The sequence below is a fragment of the Paraburkholderia sp. EG286A genome (genome assembly GCF_040965375.1).
In the GTDB taxonomy this organism is placed as follows: Bacteria; Pseudomonadota; Gammaproteobacteria; order Burkholderiales; family Burkholderiaceae; genus Paraburkholderia.
The window spans coordinates 132444-154120 of record NZ_JBFRCB010000008.1 but is presented as its reverse complement, the minus strand read 5'-3'; the positions used below and the strand labels follow the sequence as shown (position 1 = coordinate 154120).

Sequence of the window (21677 nt, the reverse complement as noted above, 5' to 3'; positions counted from 1 at the left end):
CCGTTCACACTCCTTGACGGGAACCCGCGGGTTCCTCAGCCTTCTTGCCCAGCTCGAAGCGGCTCTCCGGCTGCATGCGGAACGCGAGAATCACGCCGCACCCCATCAGCACCATGCTGCCCACGAACGGCAGGTCCCAGTTGCCGAAGCGGTCGATCAAAAAGCCGCCGACCACGGGCGAGATGATCGCGGCCAGCGCCGAGCCCGTGTTCATCATGCCGCTCGCCGTGCCCGAGAACTCCGGGGCGATATCCATGGGAATCGCCCACATCGGCCCGATCGTCATTTCGGCGAAGAAGAAACCCGCCGCGAGGCACGCCATGGAGATGACGGGATCGTGCACGAACATCAGCGGCACGAGCACGATCAGCGTGATCAGCATGCAGACGGAGACCATCCAGCTGCGCGCGCGCTTGAGGTTGCCGGTGCGCTGAAAGAGCCAGTCGGTCACGAGGCCGCCGAGCGTGTCGCCCACCACGCCCGCGAGGAACACCACCGAGGCAAAGATCGCCGACTTGCCCAACTGCAGGTGATAGTTGTGCAGGAAGTATTGCGGAATCCAGCTAAGGAACAGCCACAGCGTCCAGCCGTAGCAGAAGTAGACGATCGTCACCGGAATCATGCGCCTGAAGAGCGCCATCCACGGCAGGCCGGTCACGCGCGGCTTGGGCGGCGGCAGGATCGCGAGCTCGGCCTCGGTGATGCGCGGGTGATCCTTCGGATGTTCGGTGAACGTGAACGCCCACACCACCACCCACAGCAGGCTGAGCGCGCCGCACACGTAGAACGATTCGCGCCAGCCGTAGCGCGCCATCACCAGCACGACCACCGCGGGCGCCACCGCATTGCCGATGCGCGACGCGGAGTGCGTGATGCCCTGCGCGAAGCCGCGCCGCTCTTTCGCGACCCAGCGCGACATGGCCGAGGTCGAAGCGGGAAACGTCGCGCCCTCGCCGAAGCCGAGCAAGAGGCGCGCGGCGAGCAGCGTGGCGAGGCCGCCCGCCATGCCCGTGAGAATCGTGGCCACGCCCCACAGCGCGCCGCAGAAAAGCAGCGTGCGGCGCGCGCCGAAGCGGTCGCTCACCCAGCCGCCAATGATCTGGAACAGCAGATACGGATACGCAAACGCCGAAAAAACCAGCCCCACCTCGGTGTGCGAGAGCTGGAACTCCTTGCCGAAGCCCGCCGCGGCCGTGCTCACGTTCACCCGGTCGAGGTAGGTGATGAAGTACATGATGCAGAGCATGATCAGCACGATGCTGCTCGCGCTCGTCAATCGATACCGTTTCATCGTCTGTCTCCGTTGCTGGTTCTATCGGCCGCATCGCCCTTCTCGAAGTGGCGTCCGGCATGGGAACGACCCTGCATCACCCGGAATCGGCCTGGCATGCCGCGCCCCGTGCGCGGCATGGGCAAACGCGCCTCGTCAGGCGGCTTTCAGCGACACCACGTTGGGTTGCGCCGCGAGATATTCCATCGCGGCGGGCAAGCCGCTGTCCTTCAGGGGCACACCCGCGATGCGCAGGCCCATCTCGCAGCCGGCCAGGGCCGCCAGCAGCGTGAGATCGTTGCAGTCGCCCAGATGCCCGATGCGGAACATGCGCCCCTTGACCTTGCCGAGGCCCGTGCCGAGCGAAAGATCGAAGCGCTCGTAGATGAGCTTGCGCACGGCGTCCGCATCGACGCCTTCGGGCATCATCACGCCCGTGAGCACAGGACTGTAGACGGCGGGATCGGCGCACTGGATCTCGAGGCCCCACGCGCGCACGGCGCGCCGGCAGGCCTCGCCCAGCCGCTGATGCCGCGCGAACACGTTGTCGAGCCCTTCGTCCTGCAACATGTCGAGCGCTTCGGAAAGGCCGTAGAGCAGGTTCGTGTTGGGCGTGTACGGCCAGTACCCGCTCTTGTTCATCTCGATGATCTCGGCCCAGCCCCAGAAGCTGCGCGGCAGCTTCGCATGCTCGCTCGCGGCCAGCGCCTTCGCCGAAACGGCGTTGAAGCTGATGCCCGGCGGCAGCATGAGACCCTTCTGCGAGCCGGAGACGGTCACGTCCACGCCCCATTCGTCATGGCGATAGTCCGCGCTCGCGAGACCCGAAATCGTGTCGACGAGCAGCAGTGCCGGATGGCCCGCGGCGTCGATCGCGCGGCGCACCGCGGCGATGTCCGAGGTCACGCCAGTCGAGGTCTCGTTGTGCACCACGCACACCGCCTTGATGGCGTGCTGCGCGTCCTCGCGCAGCCGTTTTTCGATCATGTCGGCCTGCACGCCGCGCCGCCAGCCCTCGATGCCGGGCAGGCCGAGAAATTCCGGCTTCAGGCCGAGGCGTTCGGCCATCTGCTTCCATAACGTCGCGAAATGGCCCGTTTCATACATCAGCACCGTGTCGCCGGGGCTCAGCGTGTTGGCGAGCGCGGCTTCCCACGCGCCGGTGCCGGAAGCCGGATAGATCACCACCGGCTGCTGCGTCTTGAAGATCTTCTTGATGCCATCGAGCACCTTGAGTCCGAGCACGCCGAACTCGGGGCCGCGATGGTCGATGGTCGGATAGCTCATCGCGTGCAGGATGCGATCGGGCACCGGGCTCGGCCCCGGAATCTGCAGGAAATGGCGACCAGCGGGATGGAAATCGAGCTTCAACATACAATCGCTCCTGTTTTGAATTTTGCATTCAAAAAACTATAATCCAGTCAGCCCACGTGTAGACAGACAATTCTGACGTGGTTTACCCCAATCACGCGTTGCTTCTTTGGGGTCCTGTCCTTGGGCTAGAATTCGCTGGAAATCGATGGAAATGCCTTTTGCATGCAAAACCCGAACCTGAACCCCTCTGCGATCAGCCCGGAACTGCCGCCCATTCCGCGCCAGCAACTCCATGACACCGTCGTCGACCATCTGCGACGATTCATCGTGGAAGGCGTGCTCGAGGCGGGGCGCAAGCTCAACGAACGCGAGCTGTGCGAAACGCTGGGCATTTCGCGCACGCCGCTACGCGAGGCGCTGAAGGTGCTCGCGTCCGAAGGGCTGATCGAGATTTCGCCGAATCGCGGCGCCTCGGTCTCGAAAATGTCGGAGGCGGAGTTGCGCGAGACCTTCGAACTCATGAGCGGGCTCGAAGCGTTTTCAGGCGAACTGGCCTGCGAGCGGATCACCGCGGCTGAGATCGCCGAGATCAAGGCGTTGCACTACGCCATGCTCGCCTGCCGCGCGCAGAACGATCTGGCCGGTTACTACAGCCGCAATCAGGCGATTCACGACAAGATCAACGAGGCGGCGCGCAATTCGGCGCTGCGGCAAACGTATATCGCCGTGAATCGCCGTTTGCAGGCGCTGCGGTTTCGCTCGAACTTCGAAACCGCCAAGTGGGACCGCGCGATCCACGAGCACGGCGAAATGCTGGAGGCACTCGACGCGCGCGACGGCAAGCGGCTCGCCGCGATACTGCGGCAGCATTTGCTCGCCAAACGCGATGCGGTGTTGCGGATCGGGGACACGCCGCCGGTGCAGGACGCCGGCAACTGATTCGTTGCGGGCGCCACGTCTTTCGACTACTTCGCCGCCGACTCCAGAAAACTCTGCGCCAACTGCTTCCTCAGGTGATCGGCGGCGGGCGAGAGCCTGCGGCCCACGCGCGTGACCATCTGGCTCGAAAAGCCCGCCGCGATCGGATGATCGATCGGCACGGCCACCAGTTCGCCCAGATCGATGCCGCGGCGCGCCGTAATCGACGACATGAACGCCACGCCCAGCCCGGCCGCCGCGAGCGTCTGCGCCGTGTTGAACAGATCCACGCGATACGCCGGCATCACGTTCAGACGCGCGTCTTCGAACAGCGACTGCACGAAGTGCTGCACGCCGAACGACTCGGTCATGAAGATCAGGCGCTCGCTGGCGAGTTCGGCGGGCGCCACCTTCTGCATCTTCGCGAAGCGGTGCGAGGGCGCGACGAGCGCACAGAGCGGCCGCGACGCGAAGGGATGAATGCGCATGGCAGGGTCGTCGGAGGTGCGTGTGCACAGGCCGATGTCGACGACGTCGTCGCGCACGAGCGACAGCACGACCGGCGTCGGTCCCGAGCGGATCTCCACGAGAATGTCCGGGTACGTCATCGAAAAACGCTGCAGCGCCCGCGCGATCAGATTGCCGATGAAACCCTCGCCCACGCCCAGCGCCACGCGGCCGCGCCGCAGGTGCCGGTACTCCTCGAGGCGCGCGGCCAGATCGCGCTGGCGCCGCTGCCCGTCGCGATAGTGGTCCACGAGCACCTGACCGATCTCGGTCACGGCCACGCTGCGCCCGCGCCGCTCGATCAGCGGAAAGCGCAGCCGCCGCTCCAGCGCCGCCACCTGCCGGCTGATGACCGAGGCGTTGATACCCAGCGCCTCGGCGGCCATGCGCACGCCGCCCGCCGCCGCAATTTCGGCCAGATAGCGCAGCGGCCGTTCGCCGATATCGTCGATCGCGTCTCGCGCCGCATCTTCCCAATCTGCCTTTCCCCGCATTGCATTGCTCCTTCCGCGCGCGCTGTCCTTGATCTCGCGATTCAAGAATGTTGTCATGAGGTTGAATTTGACCACGCCTGAGGTCGATCAAAAAATAAAACCTGCTGGCGTGACGTCCGTGCTTCGCGATTCGGAGCACGTGCGATGGCACGCATCATAACGACGACACGCTCGCAGAAAAAGATAACTTTCCTGTATCAGATGAGCGGCGCCCCGGCATGACAGTGCGTTTCCGAAAGAACCAACTCTTTGAGTGTGACGTGCGCTTAGCCATTCATTTGCAATCAACAAACAGACTCCATTTTTAATCCGCCTTATTAATTATCTCGTATTATCATTATCAATATTAAATCAATGAAAACATTAATCAATCGGCTCGTTATCCACTCTCAATAAACCATTTGTGTGTTACCGCACATAACTTTTTATTTCCGCAAATTCCATTTCTTTCGGCATCCTATTTTCTTGTTATCGAGATGAAAGTTGGTCTGGATGACCGTGAGGAGATAATGATGCGCATCAAGCCAACCGCATTGATCATCGCTCTACTATCGGTCGCTTATGGCGCGCCTGCGTACCCACAAAGTACGATCGCCTTGCGCTCTTTCCCGGATCTGGATGACACCGCGGACGCGACAACCGACAACTCGTCACTCTCGACCACTGACGGACTCGCTTCGATCCTGGCGCGCCTGCAGTGCCTTCTCCCCGCGAATCCAACCGGCAACTCCGCCACGGTGAACCTCACGGTTAAAAAGGGCTCGTACGGAATCTACAACCCGGAGACCAACTCATTCGACACGGTGTCAATGCGCTCGTATAACGGTTGCCCAACCGGGCCGACCATCACCATCAAGCCGGGCGCGACACTGAAGCTGAACCTGAAAAACAGCCTGACCGCAACCGACCCTCCCGACTTCTGTCCCGATCAGGTCGATCATTCGACGCCCCACTGCTTTAACCACACCAATATTCACACGCACGGCCTGCACGTGTCGCCGTCTGGTACGTCGGATAACGTTCTGCTCACGGTCTTGCCTGGCGCTACGCAATCCTATACATATCAGATCCCCGCAACGCATCCGTCGGGCACGTTCTGGTATCACGCGCATCTGCATGGATCGACCGCCATCGACGTGGCGAGCGGCATGGCCGGCGTTCTCATCGTGCGAGGTTCTCGTGCGGCGCATGCTGGTGTCGCGGACGGTACCGCAGACGTCGACACCATCCTGCATCACAAGTTGCTCAACCTGCCGTTGCGCGAGCACGTGATGCTTTTCCAGCAGATCGAATATGGTTGCTTCGACAGCCCAACGTCCGACACGCCGATCGCGGACCCCACGACCTTCGAATGGACCTGCCCCAAGGGTGCAGTGGGAGAAATTCGCGGCTATACGAACCAGCTTGCCTTCGTGCCGGATCCTCGCCCCGACCACGCGGGTCAACTGAACTCGACGTGGGCCATCTCCGGCCGCTATACGCAGATCAATGGTGTCGTGCAACCGGTCTTTCCGGGCGCGATTTCGTACGTGCCGGCCGGTGATATCCGCCGCCTGCGCATGGTGCACGGCGGCAATCGCGATACGATCAATGTGAAGATTGTCAGAGCCAATCTTTCCGCTCTTGGTCTCGCCGATTCGCAATCTCTCACTTCGGCCCAGGTCAATACGGCTACGAACTCGGCGGCCAAGGCGTTGGCCGGTGGCGCTTCCAAGGCGCAGCAGGTGACCACCCTCGACGCATTGTGCAGCGGTGAAATCGTCAAGCAACTCGAATTCGCCGAAGACGGCATCACGCTGCCCGCGATGGTCGAAAAAGACGTCAATTCGATGAACCCCGGTTACCGCAGCGATGTGCTGGTGGCATTTCCTTCGCCGGGGCTCTATTGCATTCTCGATGAAGCGGCATCCAGCGCCGCGACGATCAACTTCCGTCCGAACGCGACCAAGGTCAAGGACCGGCGCCTGCTTTCACTCGCCCGGGTCGGTCCCGGAGTGAATATCCCCAATACGACCGTGGGCCAGCATTCGAAGTACTGGCAATATATCCGCGACCAGCTCGTTGCCGCCAACACGACTCTGGCACGCCCGGCCAGGGATGATCTCGCTTCGCTGGTGCTGACGGCTTTTGCGCCCGTGGCCCATGTCGACGGCACGGTCGACAAGACGGTCCCCGGTCAATTCGATATCCAGTTCGGCCCCGGCGGCGCACCTAAATTCGTCATCAACGGTCAGCCGTACAATCCCGACACGATCGCCTACACGGGCGTACTCGGCCATATCGACGAATGGGACATTTCGGCGACCCCGCTGGCAACTCACGTCTTTCATATCCACACCAATCCGTTCCGGGTCATGGACATCCAGAATGGCGCGGGACGCTCCATTTTCGACGCCTCGGGAGGCTGCACTTCCGAGGAAATTGCAACCGGCGATCAGGAATACTGCAATCTCAAGGGAGTGGTTCGCGATACGGTGTTCATAAAAGCAGGCTACACACTCGTCGCGCGCACGAAATATGAAGACTTCACCGGCGAATTCGTCATGCACTGCCATATTCTGGATCACGAAGATCGCGGCATGATGGAGAACGTCAGTATCGTGTCACCCACCACCGCCTTCCTGCAGAAACTGTCGACCCCCGTGAAACTGGCCTCTGACAAAGCACGGGCCTGGTATGACCGGATCTCAGGAAGAAAGGCAAACGTCGCACAATTCGACCTGACCGCCGCCATGTGCTCGTCCCGGTACTACCGCCCGAACTCGTTGGCGCAAAAAGGGTTTTAGTCGTTACGCGAGTCGACTACAGGCAAACACGGCGCGCCCTTCAGCTCTGTCGAGCCAACCATAGGCGCCATGCCCGCCGCTGCGACAGCAGCGGTGGTCTTTATCGTGCTTCACCTCGCCTTCACGAACCGCGGAATAAGGGGCGCGTGCGGAACGTTTTCCCGTTGTCCTCAGCACCTCAGGAGGCCGGGATGAAGTCCGGACAGACCCTTTCTGCGGGAATGCACGCGTTGGCACCCAGGTTCGACGTGGTCCGCCCGTCGGCACGGTGATGTCGCGTCTCTCGCCGGCGCATGAGCCCGTATGCCCGCTGTTCGCAGGGCGCAGCTCGATAGCGCCGCGTCGTTGACAGCATTCGGTCAAGCCGATGAGCGACGATCTCGATCCCCCTGCAACGCCGGGCTTCGGCGCGGTGGAACTGCGAGCACTCTCGGCATTCGTCGACAACGAGTTGACGGAAGCTGAACGCCGGGCGCTGGAGCCACGGTTGGCCGCGGACCGGCGTGCTGCGGACCTCGTCGCCCGCTATCGCGCGCAGCGGACCGCCTTGCGCGTGCTGTTCGCTGATCCAGCCGCGCACGCGCGCAGGTCGTGCATCGTGCTACACCCGCGCATGAACTGGCGGCTTCGAACGGCTTTCGCCATCAGCGCGCTCGCCGCCGGCGCCGCGCTCGCAGGGCTTGCAGGCGTAGTTACGTCGCCTGTTGCGCCGCCATCGGCGCAGATGACAATCGCCGAGCAGGCCGACCTCGCTTACGTGGTCTACGCGCCTGAGCGGCGTCATCCGGTCGAGGTGACGGCCGCGCGTGAGGGGGCGCTCGTCGACTGGCTCTCGCAGCGCCTGAATCGTCCGCTCTCCGTGCCGTCGCTGCGGGAGTACGGCTATGCACTGCTGGGCGGGCGGCTGCTGCCGGGCGCAGCCGGGCCGGCCGCGCAATTCATGTACGAGGACGGGGCCGGCGCGCGGCTTGCGCTTTACGTGAGCCCGGCCTCGCAACGCGAAACGGCGATCCACGTCCTGCGCGAAGGCGATCGCCGCACGTTCAGCTGGGCAAACGACCACATGGGCTACGCGCTTTCCGGGCGGATGGCGGAGGGTCAATTGCGCAAGATCGCTGTCGACGTCTGCAGCGAGCTTGGCGGACATCCGGAACCGTGGAGGTAGAAGCGTGCCCTATCGCAGCCCCATCCGTCGACGAGGCGCGGCCATGCATCGTCTCAAAGCGCGCGTTGGCGCGATCGTGATGTTCGGCGTCTGCGCTGCCTGCGCAGTCGCCGGGGTCCGTGCCGACTCGATCGACACGTCCGCGCCGCTGGCACAGTATCGACTCGATCCAGGCCGCTCGGGTGTCACGTTCGATGTCGCGAACGTCTGGCACGCGAACCTGACGATGCGCTTCAGCCGCATAGGTGCCCAGCTTGAAGGATTCCAGGGCTTTGCCGTGGGCCGCGTCATGGTGACGATCGACGCGACAAGCCTCGAATCGAATACCCCGTTTGTCGCCGGATTCGTCGCAGGCGGCGACATGCTGGACGTGGCGCATTTTCCGGCCATTCGCTTCGTGAGCACCCGCTTTGTCCGAACCGGTACATTGACCGGCCTCTTGACGGGCGATCTGACGATCCGCACGACGACGTGTCCGGTCACGCTCGCCGTGGCGTTCGACGAAGACCCGCGCGATCCGCCGGGCGCCCGCCGAACGCTGGTTTTTTTCGCCGACGGCCGCTTCAGCCGGGCGGCGTTCGGACTGTCGAAGTGGTCGCGCGCTGTCGGGGACGAGGTGCACTTGAGGATCCACGCCGAATTTGTGCAGGAACGCGCGGATCCTTGAACCGTCTCGCTGCCGTTTCACCCGCGGAGTCCCGTCATGACCCAGGCCTTGCAGGGCATCGCGGCCGCGGCGACGTGTACGGCAAAGAGCGCGATGTGGCGACGGGCTGCTGGAATAGGCCTCCCGTCACGCACGTTTACTGCACGTATCGCGCTGCAGAAAGCGTTCATGCCATCTCACAGGCAGGGGCCATTGTGTGCGCAACGAGTGGCATGCGCCAAGCGCCCGACGCGAGGCAGACGTGATATGCCGATGCAAAGGAGGCCGCCATGTCTGCCACTTACGGAATCACCATCCTCGCCAGCGTGATCGCACTCGGGATGACATCGCATGCCAGCTGGGCGGAGCAAACCGTCAACGCGACACTGCTATCGAACTCGATCCAGCTCGGGACGCACAATGTAAAGGCGGGTCGCATCACGCTCGAAGTCAGGAATGCTGCGGACAACAACATGGAACACGAACTCGTCGTGCTCAAGACGGATCTCGCGGACGACGCACTCCCTGTCAGCAAGGGACTGGTGCAGGAACGCAGGCTGAAAAAGATCGGCGAAGTCGAAGACATCGCACCGGGCAAGAGCAAGCGCGTGTCGTTCAAGCTCGCGCCCGGCCACTACGCGCTGATCTGCAACAAGCCGGGACACTATGCAGCGGGGATGCATACGGCACTTGTCGTGGCGCCGTAGATCACCCTGTGAGTCAGAAGAAGCTCGAAAGGCGGCAAAAAAGAACCATGCGCCGACGGCGGCAATATATCCGCGTTGGCGCGGCGCTTCGACCAAACGGGCATCATTGTTGCGCACGAGGAATAAGGCGTCGGTGCGCCGCGTTTATAGCTATGTAGGCGCCTGCGTTCGCGATGAGCCGCGTGACGCGTCCGCACCGCACCGCATGCGACGTTCGGCGTCGTCGGCCATTGCGCGGCTAATGCCTCGCTGGATACCCCTCAGCGCGACTTCCAGCGAACTTCCCCAGGAGGAAATCATCATGAAGCGGCTTCGGATGGTTCTTGCATGTCTCGTTTGCCTCGGATTGGCCGCGGTTTCTGGATCCGTAGCCGCGAGCGGCGATATGAATCAAGGCGGCAATGGCGCGTCAAGCACCTCGACCAATTCCTCAGGCGGTGGTTACTGAGCGCGGCAGGCGGTAATGCGCAGCACGTCGCCGGGCTCTCCGCGTGATCCGCAGCGTTACCTTGTGACACGGCTCCCGGCAGCGACCCACCTTTGAATGCTGATCCCTCGTGTCAGATGGCGTTGCATGGCCAGGCGTCCGGCTGAGGGTAGCCGAAAGGAGATAGCAGATGAGTGCATTCCAGTTGCGGCGGGCCATTCCCACACTTGCCGGCATCACATGCGCCGGAGCGGTTGGCATGGCGCTCGCCGCGCCCGTGTCATTTTCCGTACCGCTCAATGGATCGGAACAGGTGCCTTCCGTACAAACCAGGGGCACAGGAGACGCCAGGCTCACTTACGATCCCGACACACGCCAGGTCACCTGGAACGTAACGTACAGCGACCTCTCGAGCCCGGTAACGATGGCGCACTTCCACGTCGGACCCGCAGGAAAGAATGGCAAAGCGGTCGTCTGGCTGACGAAAGTGGGTAGCACCAGCACCCCCATTGAGGGCCCTCTCAAGGGCGAGAGTACGCTGACGCCAGATCAGGCAAAGGAATTCGTCGCGGGCGATCTTTACATCAATGTCCACACGAAAGACCACCCGGACGGCGAAATCCGCGGTCAGGTCGTGCCGCCGAAGCAGTAACCGCTATGGGATGGCGAAACGCGCGCCAGCGGCGCGAGGGAAGAGAGGACACCACGCGCCGGACCAGAATGGGGTCCGCACCCCGGTCCGGCGCGTCGATCGTGATCGCCGGAGAACTTCCGGGAAATCCGCACGCTTTCGCTTACATTGGCGGGACGACCCCGTTCTTTTCGACCACCAGGCGCTGCGCGGCATACGTACCCTGTGACGCCGGTTTCGCAACCACGAAGACTTGCTTGCCTGGCGCCAGATCGGAGCGCGCAGCCGGCATGAAGGTGACGATCGGGACATTCGGAGGCACCGTAATTTCATTGCTGCCGCCCTTGTACGACAGCTTCAGATTGCGACCTTCCGTGCCCTGCACGACGGTATCAACATTCGCATTGGTCATCGTGCTGTTCGGACCGAGGTCCCACGCGTAGTGACCCTCTCCCGTGCCGCGTGCGGCTTCGGGAAAGACGACGACTTCGGTCGCCGTCAGCTTGCCATCAGTGCCCGTCGTCGCGGCCGTGCCGACAAACGTACCCGGCTTGATGTCCGACAGTTGCATCGCTTTGACGGACGACACTGGAACGTTTGTCTCGAGGGCGATTGAGACCGTGTCGCCACTGCGTCGATGGACCTTGAGCACATCGCCGTCGAGAGAAACGATACTGCCGCGAATACGTACCGGCCTGGTGTCAGCAGTCTGCGCCAGCACGCTGCCGGCTATCGCCATTGCGGCAATGGCCGCTCCAGCTTTCAGTCGAATGGTCATGAATGCTCCATGTAGCGGATATGCGTTGAGGAAGGAATCAATTGCACTTCAGGAACCGCCGAACCAGTTATAGCCCTGGTTCTCCCAATAACCACCGGGATACTCGTTCGTCAGCGTGATTGCGACGATATGCTTCGGATTCTTGTAGCCGAGTTTGGTCGGCATGCGCAGCTTCATCGGGAAGCCGTATTTGGGCGGCAGCACATCGCCGTCGTAGGTCAGCGTAAGCAGCGTTTGCGCGTGCAGGGCTGTCGGCATATCAATACTGGTCCAATAGTTATCGGCGCAATGGAGCGCGACGTACTTCGCTGTTGTGTCCGCGCCCGCACGGCGGAGAAAATCGGAGAAACGCACCCCGCCCCAATGGCCAATGGCGCTCCAACCCTCGATGCAGATATGGCGCGTGATCTGGCTTTCCTGTGGCAGCGCTCGAAGTTCGTCGAGCGTCCATATGCGCTTGCCGTTCGCGAGTCCCCCCACCTGCAGCCGATAAGTCGCGGCGTCGACTTCCGGCACGTCGTCGATGTCGTAGAACGCGTTGAAGGGAAAAGGCCGCGTGATCATCGACTCCGGATACGTCGGCGCCATCTTGTTTGGATCGAACAGCAGCGCCTGCACGCGGTCGTTGAAGAACGACATCTTGCGCAGCGCGGTATTCACCGACTTGTCGTTCGAGAGATCGCAGCCCGAGAGCATGGCAATGCCGCCGAGCGTGAGTATCTGTTTGCCGAGCAGTCTGCGCGCGGGACTCTTCAATTCACGGCGCACGTCCTTGATGATCGAATCCGCGTTCGAGACGAGAAACGCATTGGCTTGTTTTTTGCGTGGGCGCATCATCGTTTACCGTCCGCGTATCATCAGGAGCAGTGAGCGCGGCACGAATGCGACCATGACGACGTGCACGACGAAAAACGCGACGAGAATGCTCATCGAGAAAAAATGGACGACACGCGCGTTGTCGTATCCCCCCATCAGCGTTCGCAACAGAGGCAACTGAACCGATTTCCAGACCGCCAACCCCGAAAGGATCACGATCGCGATGTCCACGATCGTCACCACATACGCCAGCTTTTGAACAGCGTTGTAGCGAGCAAGATCCTCGTGCCCCAGCTTGCCGCGCATCGCGGCGGCAAGCTCCCGGGCTACGGCACTGAAACGAATCGGGAGAAGCTTCCGCCACAGACGCTTTGAAAGCACGTTCAGGGACAGGTATGCAAGATAGTTCGCGACCAGCAGCCACATGATTGCGAAGTGCCACTGCAAGGCGCCACCCAGCCAGCCGCCCAAGGTCATGCTTGCGGGAAATTTCAGTCGCGCGAAGACAGGCGAGGCGTCGTATATCTGCCAGCCGCTTGTCACCATCAGCACGACCGCCACGGCATTGATCCAGTGTGTCGTGCGGACCCAGAGAGGCTGAATTATCGTTCGGCTCATTTGCAGGCTTCGTGGAAGTTGTTCGTTGACGACCGGACCCGACTCGATCGTTCCGTGGTCGCACCGTGCTGTTGGGTAAACCACGCACGTGCATCCCTATTCCACTACTGCCGAGAAATTTCTCCTTACAGAAATCCAACGAGGCGAGTCGACATTCAAAGGCACCTTCAACGACGACCCGCGTGATCCGCCGGGCGCCAGCCAACGCTCGACGCGTCCGGCGGCTCCCTGAGTGAAGGTAGCGAATCGGTCAAGCGGGCCGTAGCGCGCGATCCAGGTCGTCGAGCAAGCGCTCGATCGCCTCGCGATTGGGCTTGTAGTACACCCAGTTTTTGATTTTCTTCGAAGTCACGAGGTCTGCCGCTGCCAGCGCCTGCATATGCGTGGTGACAGTGGGTTGACTCAGGCCTGTTTTCTCCGTGATGAAACTGACACACACCCCGTCCTTCACGAGGTCCGCGTCCCGCTGCGGTGGAAAGTGCTTTTCCGGCTCGGTAAGCCAGATGAGGATCGTCAGCCGGTGGCGATTTGAGAGTGCATGCAGCGCGTCCTGCAGCGGGCTCTCATCGAGGTTGTCCATTTTCGACATTGCTCAGATTTTCCTTGACGGGACCAATCTATATTGTACTCTGTCTATATAGACATTTATCGATATAGGTCGATTATGGCGACGGATGCAATGACTTCCACAAGCACTCAGTCGATCGTGCGCACGATCAGCGTTGCCGTCGTCTTCACGCTGTTCGTGGCGGTCGTGTTCGGTTTTGGGCTCTATCTTTTTGCGCTGGTCGTGCCAGTGATGCGGCAGAGTCTCGGGTTCGACTATACGGCGATTGGCATCGTAACTGGCGGGGCCCAGACTGCGTATCTCGTTGCGGCGCTGGTTTGTCCGCGTCTCGCAACCCGCTTCGGCGAGGGGCAGGTCATTGTGGTCGCCGTCGCTGCGGCAGCCTTGCTTTTGCTCCTGTTCGCGCAAGTCCAGAGCGTAATGTCGGTCGGACTCGTTCTCGCCGGACTGGGCGCGACGGCGGCTTTCATGATGGTCCCGAGCGTCGGCGCCATCTCCGGGACAGTCCCTTTCGGGTACCGGTCGCGCGTCAATGGTCTGGTTTCGAGCGGCACGGCCTATGGGCAGTTCGCGAATGGCGTTCTGGTGTCGCGGGTTTTACCAGAATACAGCTGGCACTCGATATGGATTGTGGCGGCGTCGGTCTCGCTCGTCATTGCGCTCGTGGGACTGCTTGCGCTTCGCCGCTTCGCTCCACAGGTTTTCAGCCGCAAGGCGCCAAAGCGCGCCGAAAGTTGCCACGCGTCGGGCGACCGGTGGCGCCTGGTGACTCGCCCCAACCTGACGGTCTGGATCCTGCTCGCGTTGAGCGGAATGGCTTGCGGGCCGTGGCAAAACTATCTGTCGAGCTTTCTGGCCGATGAACAGGGGCATTCGCTGGAAACGATCGGGCAGGTCTGGTCGACGATTGGCGTGGTCGGACTGTTCAGCGGATTTGCGGCGGGCATGGCGGCCGACAAGGCAGGGGTGCGGATTGCGCTCGCATTCTCTTTCACTGCACTCGCCGGCTCCGGTCTCCTGATCGCTTTCCATTCCGACGCATGGCAATTGCGAGCGGCCGCCGTGTGTTTCGGTCTCTCGTTCTATGCGATTTACGGACTGATTCCCGCGTATATCAGCAAGACCATGGACCCTCACTCGGCAACCACGGTGTTTGGGGTTGCCAACGTCTTTCTCGGTCTGGGAACGACATTGGGCAACGTGATGGGGGGCAACTTCGCAGGCTGGTTTGGGTCGCTCAAGGACGTTTTTATCACCGCGTCGGCGCTTGCATGCGTGGCGCTGATACTCACAGCGACGCTCCGTGATGAACGAGCAGTGACCTACTGATATACCGTTTGCACTGCCAACCTGCCGTGCCCGACGGATGAGCGGACGCTGCTTCCCGGGAGTCAAATGCGTGCGGCAACCCTTGCGCAGTTCGACGCGGTATGGGTCAATGGAGGGAACGCATTCAAACTTCGTCGGGAAACGAACCAAAGCGGATTCGATGTCGCGATAGCGGATTTGCTCGAACGAGCGCCCCCAACTGCCATATAGCACTTTGAGGGATGGCGAGGCTTTCGTAATGGACAGCACGCGCGGCGAGATCGTAGGCGCAGAAATTGGAACGCTTTGGGCGCCAGGCTCGACTGGCCGGGACACGGGTCGATTGCTAGACGCCTATGCCTGCCGCGCAATCGAACTGTCTTGCCAGCGGAGGTTGCAGATGGGATCTGATGAACGAGCGATTCGCGAGGTGCACGCGACCTGGATTGATGCAGTCAACGCCGGCGATCTTGTCCGCCTGCTCACCCTGATGGCGGACGATGTCGTGTTTCTCACTCCGGGCCAGGCACCGCTCGGCCGGGAAGGATTCCCCGTTGGCTTCTCGGCCGCGCACCAACGATCCCGAATCCGTTGCATCAGCGAGTTGGAAGAAGTCGTGATCGTCGGCGAAGTCGCCTACACCCTGTGCCGGGACTCGTTATCTGTGACACCGCGCGCCGGCGGAGAAGCAACTGAGCTGGCTGGTCACCGGATCACCCTATACCGCAAACAGCCCGACGGCCGCTGGCTTCTGGCCCGCGACGCCAACACGCTCACCCCGGTGGCAAGCTGAGGTCGTGAGCATCGTCCCAGTCGGCCTGGTCATTCCGTCTAGCGTACGTCGAAATGGTCGCTGAGCGCCTTTGGACCGCCGCTCTCGGCGCGCGTAGAGTCAGATGTCGAGGTTGCGTTAGTGAATCCAGGACGAATCGGAACCAATCCGGGACCATACGGCACACGAGCAAAACTACGATGAACGCTCAACGACTCGCAGTGGTCTGGATACGCCGACCCGGTCCCTATTTTGCGGTCGCCCACATTCGACAAGATCGGTATCCCTTGCCGCTTGTTTGCTTTGTCGTGAAGAGGAAGAGGCAAGCCACATGAAACCGTCCCCGCAGATCGGCGACAGGATCACCGACAAATCAGCACCGCCCGACGAACGCACGATTCGCGACTGGATCGGGCCGGAGGCATTCGAGCACTGGGCCGAACTGCAGAGCTGGATCGAGGCCTCTTATCCCGGTGTTTTCGCGCCAGACTGGCTCTATGGTGGCAAGAATCGCGGTTGGTCACTGCGCTACAAAAAGACCAGGGCGTTCTGCACCTTGCTGCCGGCATACAGGCTGTTTTCGGTTCTGGTGGTCCTGGGGCGAGCGGAGCGCGAGCAGTTCGAGGAGCGGCGTTACTCCTGGAGCCCGCAGTTGGTCAAGCTCTACGATGAAGCCCGAGCCTACCCTGACGGAAAATGGTTGACCGTTGCGATCTCATCCGCAGCTGACCGGCATGAGGTGACGCAACTCGTGAGTATGAAGCGCCCTCCACTATCAGGCGGTTGAATCCGCGTCGGAAACCAGTGGTTCGAAGGCGAAACCGGCCGCCCGCCATGCATCGAGTCCGCAAGACATCCGCCTCGCAGAAAACGCGAGAGTCGTTTCGTCAAAGCCTTCGGCACAACTTCTCCCTCGCAACTGCGGCCTGTAAATCAAGTCACCCCTGTGTATTGATCTCCCGGTGAGTGCGCAATAGCCACTCATTGCATGCGATGGGTCGACGAGCGAGGCGACTATTGCCTCCCATGCGTTCCACGTATCCATAAGCGCCTCGATTCTCTTAGGTATCTTAACGTTAATGGCGCACGCAATTTTCCTCGTAGCAACCTATCGATGCCCTCCGGGACCCTTCAGAACAGATGCGAAGCGTGGGTAATGGCGCCGCCTGCGCGGATCGCCGCCGCCACGAGCGCGGCTTCGGAAAGTTGCGCATGCGTCGCGCCGGCGTCACGAGCAGCCCTGGTGTGCAGTTCAATGCAATAGGGGCACTGTGTCGTCAACGCGACCGCAACCGCGATGAGCTGCTTTTGCTGCACGCTCAAAGCGCCCTCTTGAAAGGCCGCCTTGTCGAACGCCCAGAAGCTTTTCATGGCTTCGGGTGCGTTCTCATCGAGCTTCTTCAGACGTGTGAGATGCTTCATGTCGAACATGGGATTCTCCAGAAAGTCAGTGCATCAGGAGCCCATGGTAGAAATGTCCACGTTCCATGTGGTCGCGGCGAGGTGCGGATTCGTCCAATGGCTCGACACGGGAAATCCGGCGTAGCCCGGGTCATCGGGTGCGTACGATCGATGCACAATCGAGATAAGATGCCTGAGCGTTTCCAGATTCCGAATTCCTATGCCACAAGTCGACTGGCTTAGCCATCTCCTGAAAATCATCACCATCACCGGCCAGCTCGAGGTCCGCTGCGTCTACGGTGCGCCATGGCAGATCGCCTGGCCTCAGTCCGAAGCACGCGAGATTCCCTACCACATCGTGCTCAAGGGCCGGGCCATCATCGAAGACCCTGCGGCGAAGACGTCCAGAGAGCTGGTTAGCGGTGATATTGTGTTGTTGCCTCATGGGGCGGCGCACGTGATCCACGACGGCAGCGGACGTACGCCCGGGGCGACCCGCAATCGTCAAGGTTCCGCGGGATGGATGCTCAGCGAGAACGATGGCCAGGGCGAACGCCTGGACATGTTGTGCGGCCGGTTTATCGTCGGGCCGCCCCACGATCGGCTGCTTCGCAATTACCTGCCCATGGATCTGGTGGTACGCGCCATGGACAGCTATGGTGAAGAGGACACGGGCTCCGCTTCGAACCACCTCGCCAGTCTCGTAAGCCTGATGCGCGTGGAGTCCACCGGCGACAAGGTGGGAGGGTATGCCATCCTCAACGCGCTCTCTTCCGCACTGTTCACGCTGGTACTGAGGGCGGCGAGTGAATCAGGGCAGGCACCGACAGGCTTGTTGGCGCTGGCCGGCCACCCTCGCCTGGCCCCGGCTATTTCGGCCATGCTCGCCGAACCGGCCCGGCCCTGGAGTCTGCCTGAGCTGGCCGACTTGTGCAGCATGTCACGCGCCACCTTCATGCGGCACTTTCAGGACAAGCTAGGGCGATCGGCGATTGAACTGTTGACCGATATCCGCATGAGCCAGGCCGCCGACGAGTTGAAGAAACCGGCGATGACAACCGAGGCCGTGGCGGAGTCGGTAGGGTATCAATCCGTAGCCGCATTCCGGCGCGTGTTTGCCGACAGGACCGGGATGACGCCGGGACAATGGCGCCGCCTGGCGCGCGAGGGGCGGTAAGGGCTGCAGCTTGTGGCTTCGCGCTCGGTGCGCGGCCCGGACGCGGCACCAGGCGCGCCTGCATTCCCGTCTCGCCGCGACAGCTTGCCGGCGCCGCATTGATCCTTTTGAGCACTTTATCGAGAAGATCCAGTCTCGAAATCGATATCCGGTAGACCTAAAGTGGAGGCTCCTAACCACCTGATGCAGGAGTCACTCCATGAGCCGTATCGCTATTCCCGCCGTCGAGTCTGCCACCGGCGCCACCGCTGATATCTACGCGCAGGTCAAGAAGATTGCCGGTGGCCGCGTCCCGAACACGTTCGCTGCGTTGGGCCACCTCGCCCCGGCATCGTTGGCCGCGCTGCTCGACGCCGAAGGCGTGCTGGCCGCCGGCACACTGAGCCAGCAGGAAATCCAGACCATCAAGCTATTGGTCAGCGCGAAGACGGGCTGCGACGTTTGTGTGGCGGCTCACAACTTCGTGGGCAAGTTGGCGGGCCTGCCGGTCGACGTACTGCGCGCGATTCGCGCAGGGCAAGCCACGGGGGACGCGAAACGCGACGCCCTGGTGCGTTTCGTGTCCCACCTGCAGGACACCAGCGGCACGATCGGCGAGGAGGAGTTCACGGCCATCCGCGCGGCCGGCTACACCGACAGCCAATTGGCTGAGATCTCCCTGACCATCGCGCTCACCATCTTCACCAATACCTTCAACCGTATCAACGGTACCGATGTCGATTTTCCGCCCGTCGAGTAAGCCGCTTCGCCGGGCGAGCGTGGCAACACCCTGCCAGTTTCGCCCGACCGCTCCTGGATAAAACGCACGCCAACACCGGAGGTATCGAGTCATGACCGCACAAGCCTTTGAATTCGACGGACCGCGTGGCTACCGCCTTGCCGGCAGACTGGAACGGCCAGACGGCCGTACGCAGGGCTGGGCAATTCTTGCCCACTGCTTCACCTGCGGCAAGGACAGCCTGGCCGCCTCTCGACTGGCACGCGCCCTCGCTGCTCGTGGTATTGGCGTGTTGCGCTTCGACTTCGCGGGGCTGGGTAACAGCGGAGGAAGCTTCGCCGAAGCGACTTTCGCCGCGGACGTCGAAGATCTCATCGCTGCCGGCAACGCGATGACCGCAGACGGAAAACCGCCGTCCATTCTTGTTGGCCATAGCCTGGGCGGCGCGGCGGTCTTGATGGCCGCAGGCGAGATGCCGGGCGTTCGCGCCGTTGCCACGCTGGGCGCTCCGTTCGACACCAGCCACGTTCTGCATCAGTTCGACCCGCAAAGCCTTCAAACCATTGAAGCGCAGGGGCAAGCGCAAGTGCTGCTGGCTGGCCGACCGTTCGTCGTGCGAAAGAGCTTTATCGACGATCTGGCGCGTCATGACCTCGCGTCGCGGATCGCCCAGTTGCGAATCCCGCTGCTGGTCTTGCATTCTCCACTGGATTCGACGGTAGGTGTCGAGAACGCTGCGCGCATTTTTTCTGCTGCGAAGCACCCCAAGAGCTTCATTTCGCTCGACAACGCGGACCACCTGCTGACGCGCCGAGCCGATGCCGATTACGCCGCCGCGATGATATCGACGTGGGCGAGCCGATATCTGAATTCAGAACCCTTGAACGACGGCAGCGCTTCATAGAGCGAATGCTTTCATGCACTTCAATTTATCTCTTAACTCCATAGGAATCACCATGACCAACGCAACCACCATGACCAACACCGTCATCGAATCCATGCTGAGCCGCAGCGCCGCCAAGTATTACGACCCTGCCGCTACCTTGAGCGACGACGAGATCCGCGAGCTGGTGCGAATCGGCACCAGCGCGCCGACTTCATTCCACATGCAGAACTGGCGCTTCATTGCGGTTCGAACGCCTGAAGCCAAAGCGCGACTGAGTCCGATCGCCTGGGATCAGCCCCCCATCACCGAGGCGGCCGTTACCTTCATCATCTGCGGCCAGTTGGCCGATTCCAGCGTCATACCGGAGCGCCTGGCACCGTTGGTGGCAGCAGGCGTCATGCCGGCGACGATGGTGCCCGAGTGGGAAATCCCCGCACGCAATCTGTATCTCGAGTACCCGCAGCGCCAGCGTGACGAAGCGGTACGAACCGCCACCTTCGGCGCGTCGGCGATGATCTATGCAGCCCGCTCCCTGGGCCTGGGTTCGACGCCGATGATCGGTTTCGACGCCGAAGCCGTGGGACGCGAGTTCGGACTCGCGGAGAACGAAGTGCCGGTCATGCTGTTGTCCATCGGGGCTGAGCGTTCGGGAAACTGGGCGCAGAAGCCGCGCCGTCCGGTGGCGGACGTGCTCGATCTCGTGTGAGCGCGCACCTGCGAAACCAGGGTGGCCGCCGCGGCGGTGGCGGCACTCGCCTTTCGCATGGACGTGAAACGCGTGCCTCGTGAATCGCGACTGGATCAACGCTGTGCGGGTCAATTACACGAACCCGGCGAACTCGCCATCCGATCATGCGCGGACACATTTCGCTTCAGTTGTCCGCCGCCGGATGTCTGACGACGCCGAAAGGTAGTCGGGTCCAGACCGTGCATTGAATTGAATGCCAGCGAAAAGTTGCTTCGGCTCGAGAAGCCGACCTTCTTTGCGACTTCCGCGACGGGAAGGGTCGTGGTTGCGAGCAGTTTCGCCGCTTTCTTTAGACGCACGATCTTTAGCATGGCCATGGGGGACTGTCCGAACGCCTTCATGAATTGCGCGGCAAATGCCGAGCGGCTCATACCGGCGATTGCCGCAAGTCGCTCTACCGACAATGATGAAGCAGGTCGCTCGAGGATTGCCTGAAGCGCACTGGCGAGGCGCTTGTCAGCAATGCCGACTGCCCACGGCAAATCGATGCTGCCGGCATCAATCTGCCGCCGCAGCGCCATGATCAGGCACTGCTTGAACAGCGCTTCAATCAGCGCCCGTGAGCCGAGTCGCGGTTGCGCGCATTCGGCGAGCAACAGGACAAACTGGTCTCTCAAGCCCGACTTCTCCTCGAACTGTGCAACCAGTGGCTGTCGCAACGCTCCGAACGGTTCACCGCCCGCAGCCGTGTCGAGGCTCGCCTCTCCCCACGCGGTTGCGATCCCGCCTCCTTCCGCTGTGGGCCCGTCGCTTTCAATGGTGTACGAGACCCCGGCTGACAACAACACGAAGCTATCCGAACTGAGAGACACACGCACGCCCTGGTGCGTCACTAAAACGCCTCTCCCCGCTATGCAGTAATGCAGACTGGCTGTCGTGCGCGCGTCGAACCGTGTACACCCGTCATCCCGGATGTCACAGCGGCTGAAGTTCGCCACGCCGATATTCAGGTCGACGAGCACGCGCTCCAACACCGGAAGTTCATGAAGATGCGTGTTTTCCATGAGCGCATTCGAACGAGG

Annotated in this window: 23 protein-coding genes; 13 read left to right on the top strand and 10 right to left on the bottom strand. The window is 61.7% G+C overall.

Going from position 1 to position 21677, the window contains the following annotated elements; translation table 11 throughout:
- Nucleotides 1-4 precede the first annotated feature (4 nt).
- Together AB4Y35_RS32715 and AB4Y35_RS32710 are read right to left on the bottom strand one after the other, a co-directional pair.
- Nucleotides 5-1291, bottom strand: coding sequence for an MFS transporter (locus tag AB4Y35_RS32715; RefSeq protein ID WP_368707679.1), 1287 nt, complete (start codon nucleotides 1289-1291; stop codon nucleotides 5-7).
- A gap of 135 nt (nucleotides 1292-1426) precedes the next feature.
- Nucleotides 1427-2644, bottom strand: coding sequence for an alanine--glyoxylate aminotransferase family protein (locus tag AB4Y35_RS32710; RefSeq protein ID WP_368707678.1), 1218 nt, complete (start codon nucleotides 2642-2644; stop codon nucleotides 1427-1429).
- Between the two features lie 162 nt (nucleotides 2645-2806).
- Here AB4Y35_RS32710 and AB4Y35_RS32705 point away from each other — a divergent pair, with 162 nt between their 5' ends.
- Entirely contained in the window at nucleotides 2807-3523 is a 717-nt protein-coding gene (locus AB4Y35_RS32705; RefSeq protein ID WP_368707677.1) for a GntR family transcriptional regulator, read from the top strand.
- A 26-nt stretch (nucleotides 3524-3549) separates the two neighbouring features.
- On the opposite strand, the gene AB4Y35_RS32700 is transcribed toward AB4Y35_RS32705, so the two are convergent.
- A complete protein-coding gene (locus AB4Y35_RS32700; protein WP_368707676.1) occupies nucleotides 3550-4503 on the bottom strand; it encodes a LysR family transcriptional regulator in 954 nt (317 codons plus the stop codon).
- A gap of 509 nt (nucleotides 4504-5012) precedes the next feature.
- Between AB4Y35_RS32700 and AB4Y35_RS32695 the strand changes: the two genes are divergently transcribed.
- The 5 genes from AB4Y35_RS32695 (at nucleotide 5013) to AB4Y35_RS32675 (ending at nucleotide 10886) form a co-directional block, all read left to right on the top strand.
- Entirely contained in the window at nucleotides 5013-7289 is a 2277-nt protein-coding gene (locus AB4Y35_RS32695; RefSeq protein WP_368707675.1) for a multicopper oxidase family protein, read from the top strand.
- Between the two features lie 367 nt (nucleotides 7290-7656).
- Nucleotides 7657-8454 carry an anti-sigma factor gene (locus AB4Y35_RS32690; RefSeq protein ID WP_368707674.1) on the top strand — a complete coding sequence of 266 codons (798 nt, stop codon included), beginning with the start codon at nucleotides 7657-7659 and terminating at the stop codon, nucleotides 8452-8454.
- Nucleotides 8455-8533: 79 nt separating this feature from the next.
- Entirely contained in the window at nucleotides 8534-9121 is a 588-nt protein-coding gene (locus tag AB4Y35_RS32685) for a YceI family protein (protein ID WP_368707814.1), read from the top strand.
- Nucleotides 9122-9390: 269 nt separating this feature from the next.
- Nucleotides 9391-9807, top strand: coding sequence for a cupredoxin domain-containing protein (locus tag AB4Y35_RS32680; protein ID WP_368707673.1), 417 nt, complete (start codon nucleotides 9391-9393; stop codon nucleotides 9805-9807).
- Between the two features lie 617 nt (nucleotides 9808-10424).
- Complete coding sequence (locus AB4Y35_RS32675) at nucleotides 10425-10886, top strand: CHRD domain-containing protein (RefSeq protein WP_368707672.1); 462 nt, start codon at nucleotides 10425-10427, stop codon at nucleotides 10884-10886.
- Between the two features lie 142 nt (nucleotides 10887-11028).
- Here AB4Y35_RS32675 and AB4Y35_RS32670 read toward each other — a convergent pair whose 3' ends face one another.
- From AB4Y35_RS32670 to AB4Y35_RS32655, 4 genes are all read right to left on the bottom strand, one after another.
- Complete coding sequence (locus AB4Y35_RS32670) at nucleotides 11029-11643, bottom strand: hypothetical protein (RefSeq protein WP_368690689.1); 615 nt, start codon at nucleotides 11641-11643, stop codon at nucleotides 11029-11031.
- A gap of 48 nt (nucleotides 11644-11691) precedes the next feature.
- The gene (locus AB4Y35_RS32665) at nucleotides 11692-12480 is read right to left on the bottom strand and encodes a molybdopterin-dependent oxidoreductase (protein ID WP_368707671.1); all 789 of its coding nucleotides are present in this window, start codon (nucleotides 12478-12480) and stop codon (nucleotides 11692-11694) included.
- Nucleotides 12481-12483: 3 nt separating this feature from the next.
- Nucleotides 12484-13077, bottom strand: coding sequence for a cytochrome b/b6 domain-containing protein (locus tag AB4Y35_RS32660; protein ID WP_368695570.1), 594 nt, complete (start codon nucleotides 13075-13077; stop codon nucleotides 12484-12486).
- Nucleotides 13078-13327: 250 nt separating this feature from the next.
- Nucleotides 13328-13666 carry an ArsR/SmtB family transcription factor gene (locus tag AB4Y35_RS32655; RefSeq protein WP_368690687.1) on the bottom strand — a complete coding sequence of 113 codons (339 nt, stop codon included), beginning with the start codon at nucleotides 13664-13666 and terminating at the stop codon, nucleotides 13328-13330.
- A 90-nt stretch (nucleotides 13667-13756) separates the two neighbouring features.
- Here AB4Y35_RS32655 and AB4Y35_RS32650 point away from each other — a divergent pair, with 90 nt between their 5' ends.
- The 3 genes from AB4Y35_RS32650 (at nucleotide 13757) to AB4Y35_RS32640 (ending at nucleotide 16512) form a co-directional block, all read left to right on the top strand.
- Nucleotides 13757-14974 (top strand): MFS transporter, encoded by a 1218-nt coding sequence (locus AB4Y35_RS32650; RefSeq protein ID WP_368707670.1) that lies wholly within the window; start codon nucleotides 13757-13759, stop codon nucleotides 14972-14974.
- A gap of 379 nt (nucleotides 14975-15353) precedes the next feature.
- The gene (locus AB4Y35_RS32645) at nucleotides 15354-15746 is read left to right on the top strand and encodes an SgcJ/EcaC family oxidoreductase (RefSeq protein ID WP_368707669.1); all 393 of its coding nucleotides are present in this window, start codon (nucleotides 15354-15356) and stop codon (nucleotides 15744-15746) included.
- Between the two features lie 310 nt (nucleotides 15747-16056).
- Nucleotides 16057-16512 carry a DUF3788 domain-containing protein gene (locus AB4Y35_RS32640; RefSeq protein WP_368707668.1) on the top strand — a complete coding sequence of 152 codons (456 nt, stop codon included), beginning with the start codon at nucleotides 16057-16059 and terminating at the stop codon, nucleotides 16510-16512.
- Here AB4Y35_RS32640 and AB4Y35_RS32635 read toward each other — a convergent pair.
- Together AB4Y35_RS32635 and AB4Y35_RS32630 are read right to left on the bottom strand one after the other, a co-directional pair.
- Nucleotides 16501-16710, bottom strand: a complete 210-nt coding sequence (locus tag AB4Y35_RS32635) for a DUF3331 domain-containing protein (protein ID WP_368707813.1) — start codon at nucleotides 16708-16710, stop codon at nucleotides 16501-16503. The genes AB4Y35_RS32640 and AB4Y35_RS32635 overlap by 12 nt on opposite strands.
- A 146-nt stretch (nucleotides 16711-16856) precedes the next feature.
- The gene (locus AB4Y35_RS32630; protein ID WP_368707667.1) at nucleotides 16857-17156 is read right to left on the bottom strand and encodes a carboxymuconolactone decarboxylase family protein; all 300 of its coding nucleotides are present in this window, start codon (nucleotides 17154-17156) and stop codon (nucleotides 16857-16859) included.
- A gap of 190 nt (nucleotides 17157-17346) precedes the next feature.
- Here AB4Y35_RS32630 and AB4Y35_RS32625 point away from each other — a divergent pair, with 190 nt between their 5' ends.
- From AB4Y35_RS32625 to AB4Y35_RS32610, 4 genes are all read left to right on the top strand, one after another.
- On the top strand, nucleotides 17347-18303 hold the full coding sequence (locus tag AB4Y35_RS32625; RefSeq protein WP_368707666.1) for a cupin domain-containing protein: 957 nt from the start codon (nucleotides 17347-17349) through the stop codon (nucleotides 18301-18303).
- Between the two features lie 199 nt (nucleotides 18304-18502).
- Entirely contained in the window at nucleotides 18503-19042 is a 540-nt protein-coding gene (locus tag AB4Y35_RS32620) for a carboxymuconolactone decarboxylase family protein (RefSeq protein WP_368707665.1), read from the top strand.
- Between the two features lie 91 nt (nucleotides 19043-19133).
- Nucleotides 19134-19925 carry an alpha/beta hydrolase family protein gene (locus tag AB4Y35_RS32615; RefSeq protein ID WP_368707664.1) on the top strand — a complete coding sequence of 264 codons (792 nt, stop codon included), beginning with the start codon at nucleotides 19134-19136 and terminating at the stop codon, nucleotides 19923-19925.
- A 52-nt stretch (nucleotides 19926-19977) separates the two neighbouring features.
- A complete protein-coding gene (locus tag AB4Y35_RS32610) occupies nucleotides 19978-20613 on the top strand; it encodes a nitroreductase family protein (protein WP_368707663.1) in 636 nt (211 codons plus the stop codon).
- Between the two features lie 110 nt (nucleotides 20614-20723).
- On the opposite strand, the gene AB4Y35_RS32605 is transcribed toward AB4Y35_RS32610, so the two are convergent.
- Nucleotides 20724-21659 carry a helix-turn-helix domain-containing protein gene (locus tag AB4Y35_RS32605; RefSeq protein ID WP_368707662.1) on the bottom strand — a complete coding sequence of 312 codons (936 nt, stop codon included), beginning with the start codon at nucleotides 21657-21659 and terminating at the stop codon, nucleotides 20724-20726.
- Nucleotides 21660-21677: the final 18 nt, after the last annotated feature.

What these genes read in the sequence shown, in the direction of transcription:
- AB4Y35_RS32715 (WP_368707679.1), bottom strand. Translation starts at nt 1,291, where the DNA reads ATGAAACGGTATCGATTGACGAGCGCGAGCAGCATCGTGCTGATCATG.
- AB4Y35_RS32710 (WP_368707678.1), bottom strand. Translation starts at nt 2,644, where the DNA reads ATGTTGAAGCTCGATTTCCATCCCGCTGGTCGCCATTTCCTGCAGATT.
- AB4Y35_RS32705 (WP_368707677.1), top strand. Translation starts at nt 2,807, where the DNA reads ATGCAAAACCCGAACCTGAACCCCTCTGCGATCAGCCCGGAACTGCCG.
- AB4Y35_RS32700 (WP_368707676.1), bottom strand. Translation starts at nt 4,503, where the DNA reads ATGCGGGGAAAGGCAGATTGGGAAGATGCGGCGCGAGACGCGATCGAC.
- AB4Y35_RS32695 (WP_368707675.1), top strand. Translation starts at nt 5,013, where the DNA reads ATGATGCGCATCAAGCCAACCGCATTGATCATCGCTCTACTATCGGTC.
- AB4Y35_RS32690 (WP_368707674.1), top strand. Translation starts at nt 7,657, where the DNA reads ATGAGCGACGATCTCGATCCCCCTGCAACGCCGGGCTTCGGCGCGGTG.
- AB4Y35_RS32685 (WP_368707814.1), top strand. Translation starts at nt 8,534, where the DNA reads ATGTTCGGCGTCTGCGCTGCCTGCGCAGTCGCCGGGGTCCGTGCCGAC.
- AB4Y35_RS32680 (WP_368707673.1), top strand. Translation starts at nt 9,391, where the DNA reads ATGTCTGCCACTTACGGAATCACCATCCTCGCCAGCGTGATCGCACTC.
- AB4Y35_RS32675 (WP_368707672.1), top strand. Translation starts at nt 10,425, where the DNA reads ATGAGTGCATTCCAGTTGCGGCGGGCCATTCCCACACTTGCCGGCATC.
- AB4Y35_RS32670 (WP_368690689.1), bottom strand. Translation starts at nt 11,643, where the DNA reads ATGACCATTCGACTGAAAGCTGGAGCGGCCATTGCCGCAATGGCGATA.
- AB4Y35_RS32665 (WP_368707671.1), bottom strand. Translation starts at nt 12,480, where the DNA reads ATGATGCGCCCACGCAAAAAACAAGCCAATGCGTTTCTCGTCTCGAAC.
- AB4Y35_RS32660 (WP_368695570.1), bottom strand. Translation starts at nt 13,077, where the DNA reads ATGAGCCGAACGATAATTCAGCCTCTCTGGGTCCGCACGACACACTGG.
- AB4Y35_RS32655 (WP_368690687.1), bottom strand. Translation starts at nt 13,666, where the DNA reads ATGTCGAAAATGGACAACCTCGATGAGAGCCCGCTGCAGGACGCGCTG.
- AB4Y35_RS32650 (WP_368707670.1), top strand. Translation starts at nt 13,757, where the DNA reads ATGACTTCCACAAGCACTCAGTCGATCGTGCGCACGATCAGCGTTGCC.
- AB4Y35_RS32645 (WP_368707669.1), top strand. Translation starts at nt 15,354, where the DNA reads ATGGGATCTGATGAACGAGCGATTCGCGAGGTGCACGCGACCTGGATT.
- AB4Y35_RS32640 (WP_368707668.1), top strand. Translation starts at nt 16,057, where the DNA reads ATGAAACCGTCCCCGCAGATCGGCGACAGGATCACCGACAAATCAGCA.
- AB4Y35_RS32635 (WP_368707813.1), bottom strand. Translation starts at nt 16,710, where the DNA reads ATGAGTGGCTATTGCGCACTCACCGGGAGATCAATACACAGGGGTGAC.
- AB4Y35_RS32630 (WP_368707667.1), bottom strand. Translation starts at nt 17,156, where the DNA reads ATGTTCGACATGAAGCATCTCACACGTCTGAAGAAGCTCGATGAGAAC.
- AB4Y35_RS32625 (WP_368707666.1), top strand. Translation starts at nt 17,347, where the DNA reads ATGCCACAAGTCGACTGGCTTAGCCATCTCCTGAAAATCATCACCATC.
- AB4Y35_RS32620 (WP_368707665.1), top strand. Translation starts at nt 18,503, where the DNA reads ATGAGCCGTATCGCTATTCCCGCCGTCGAGTCTGCCACCGGCGCCACC.
- AB4Y35_RS32615 (WP_368707664.1), top strand. Translation starts at nt 19,134, where the DNA reads ATGACCGCACAAGCCTTTGAATTCGACGGACCGCGTGGCTACCGCCTT.
- AB4Y35_RS32610 (WP_368707663.1), top strand. Translation starts at nt 19,978, where the DNA reads ATGACCAACGCAACCACCATGACCAACACCGTCATCGAATCCATGCTG.
- AB4Y35_RS32605 (WP_368707662.1), bottom strand. Translation starts at nt 21,659, where the DNA reads ATGGAAAACACGCATCTTCATGAACTTCCGGTGTTGGAGCGCGTGCTC.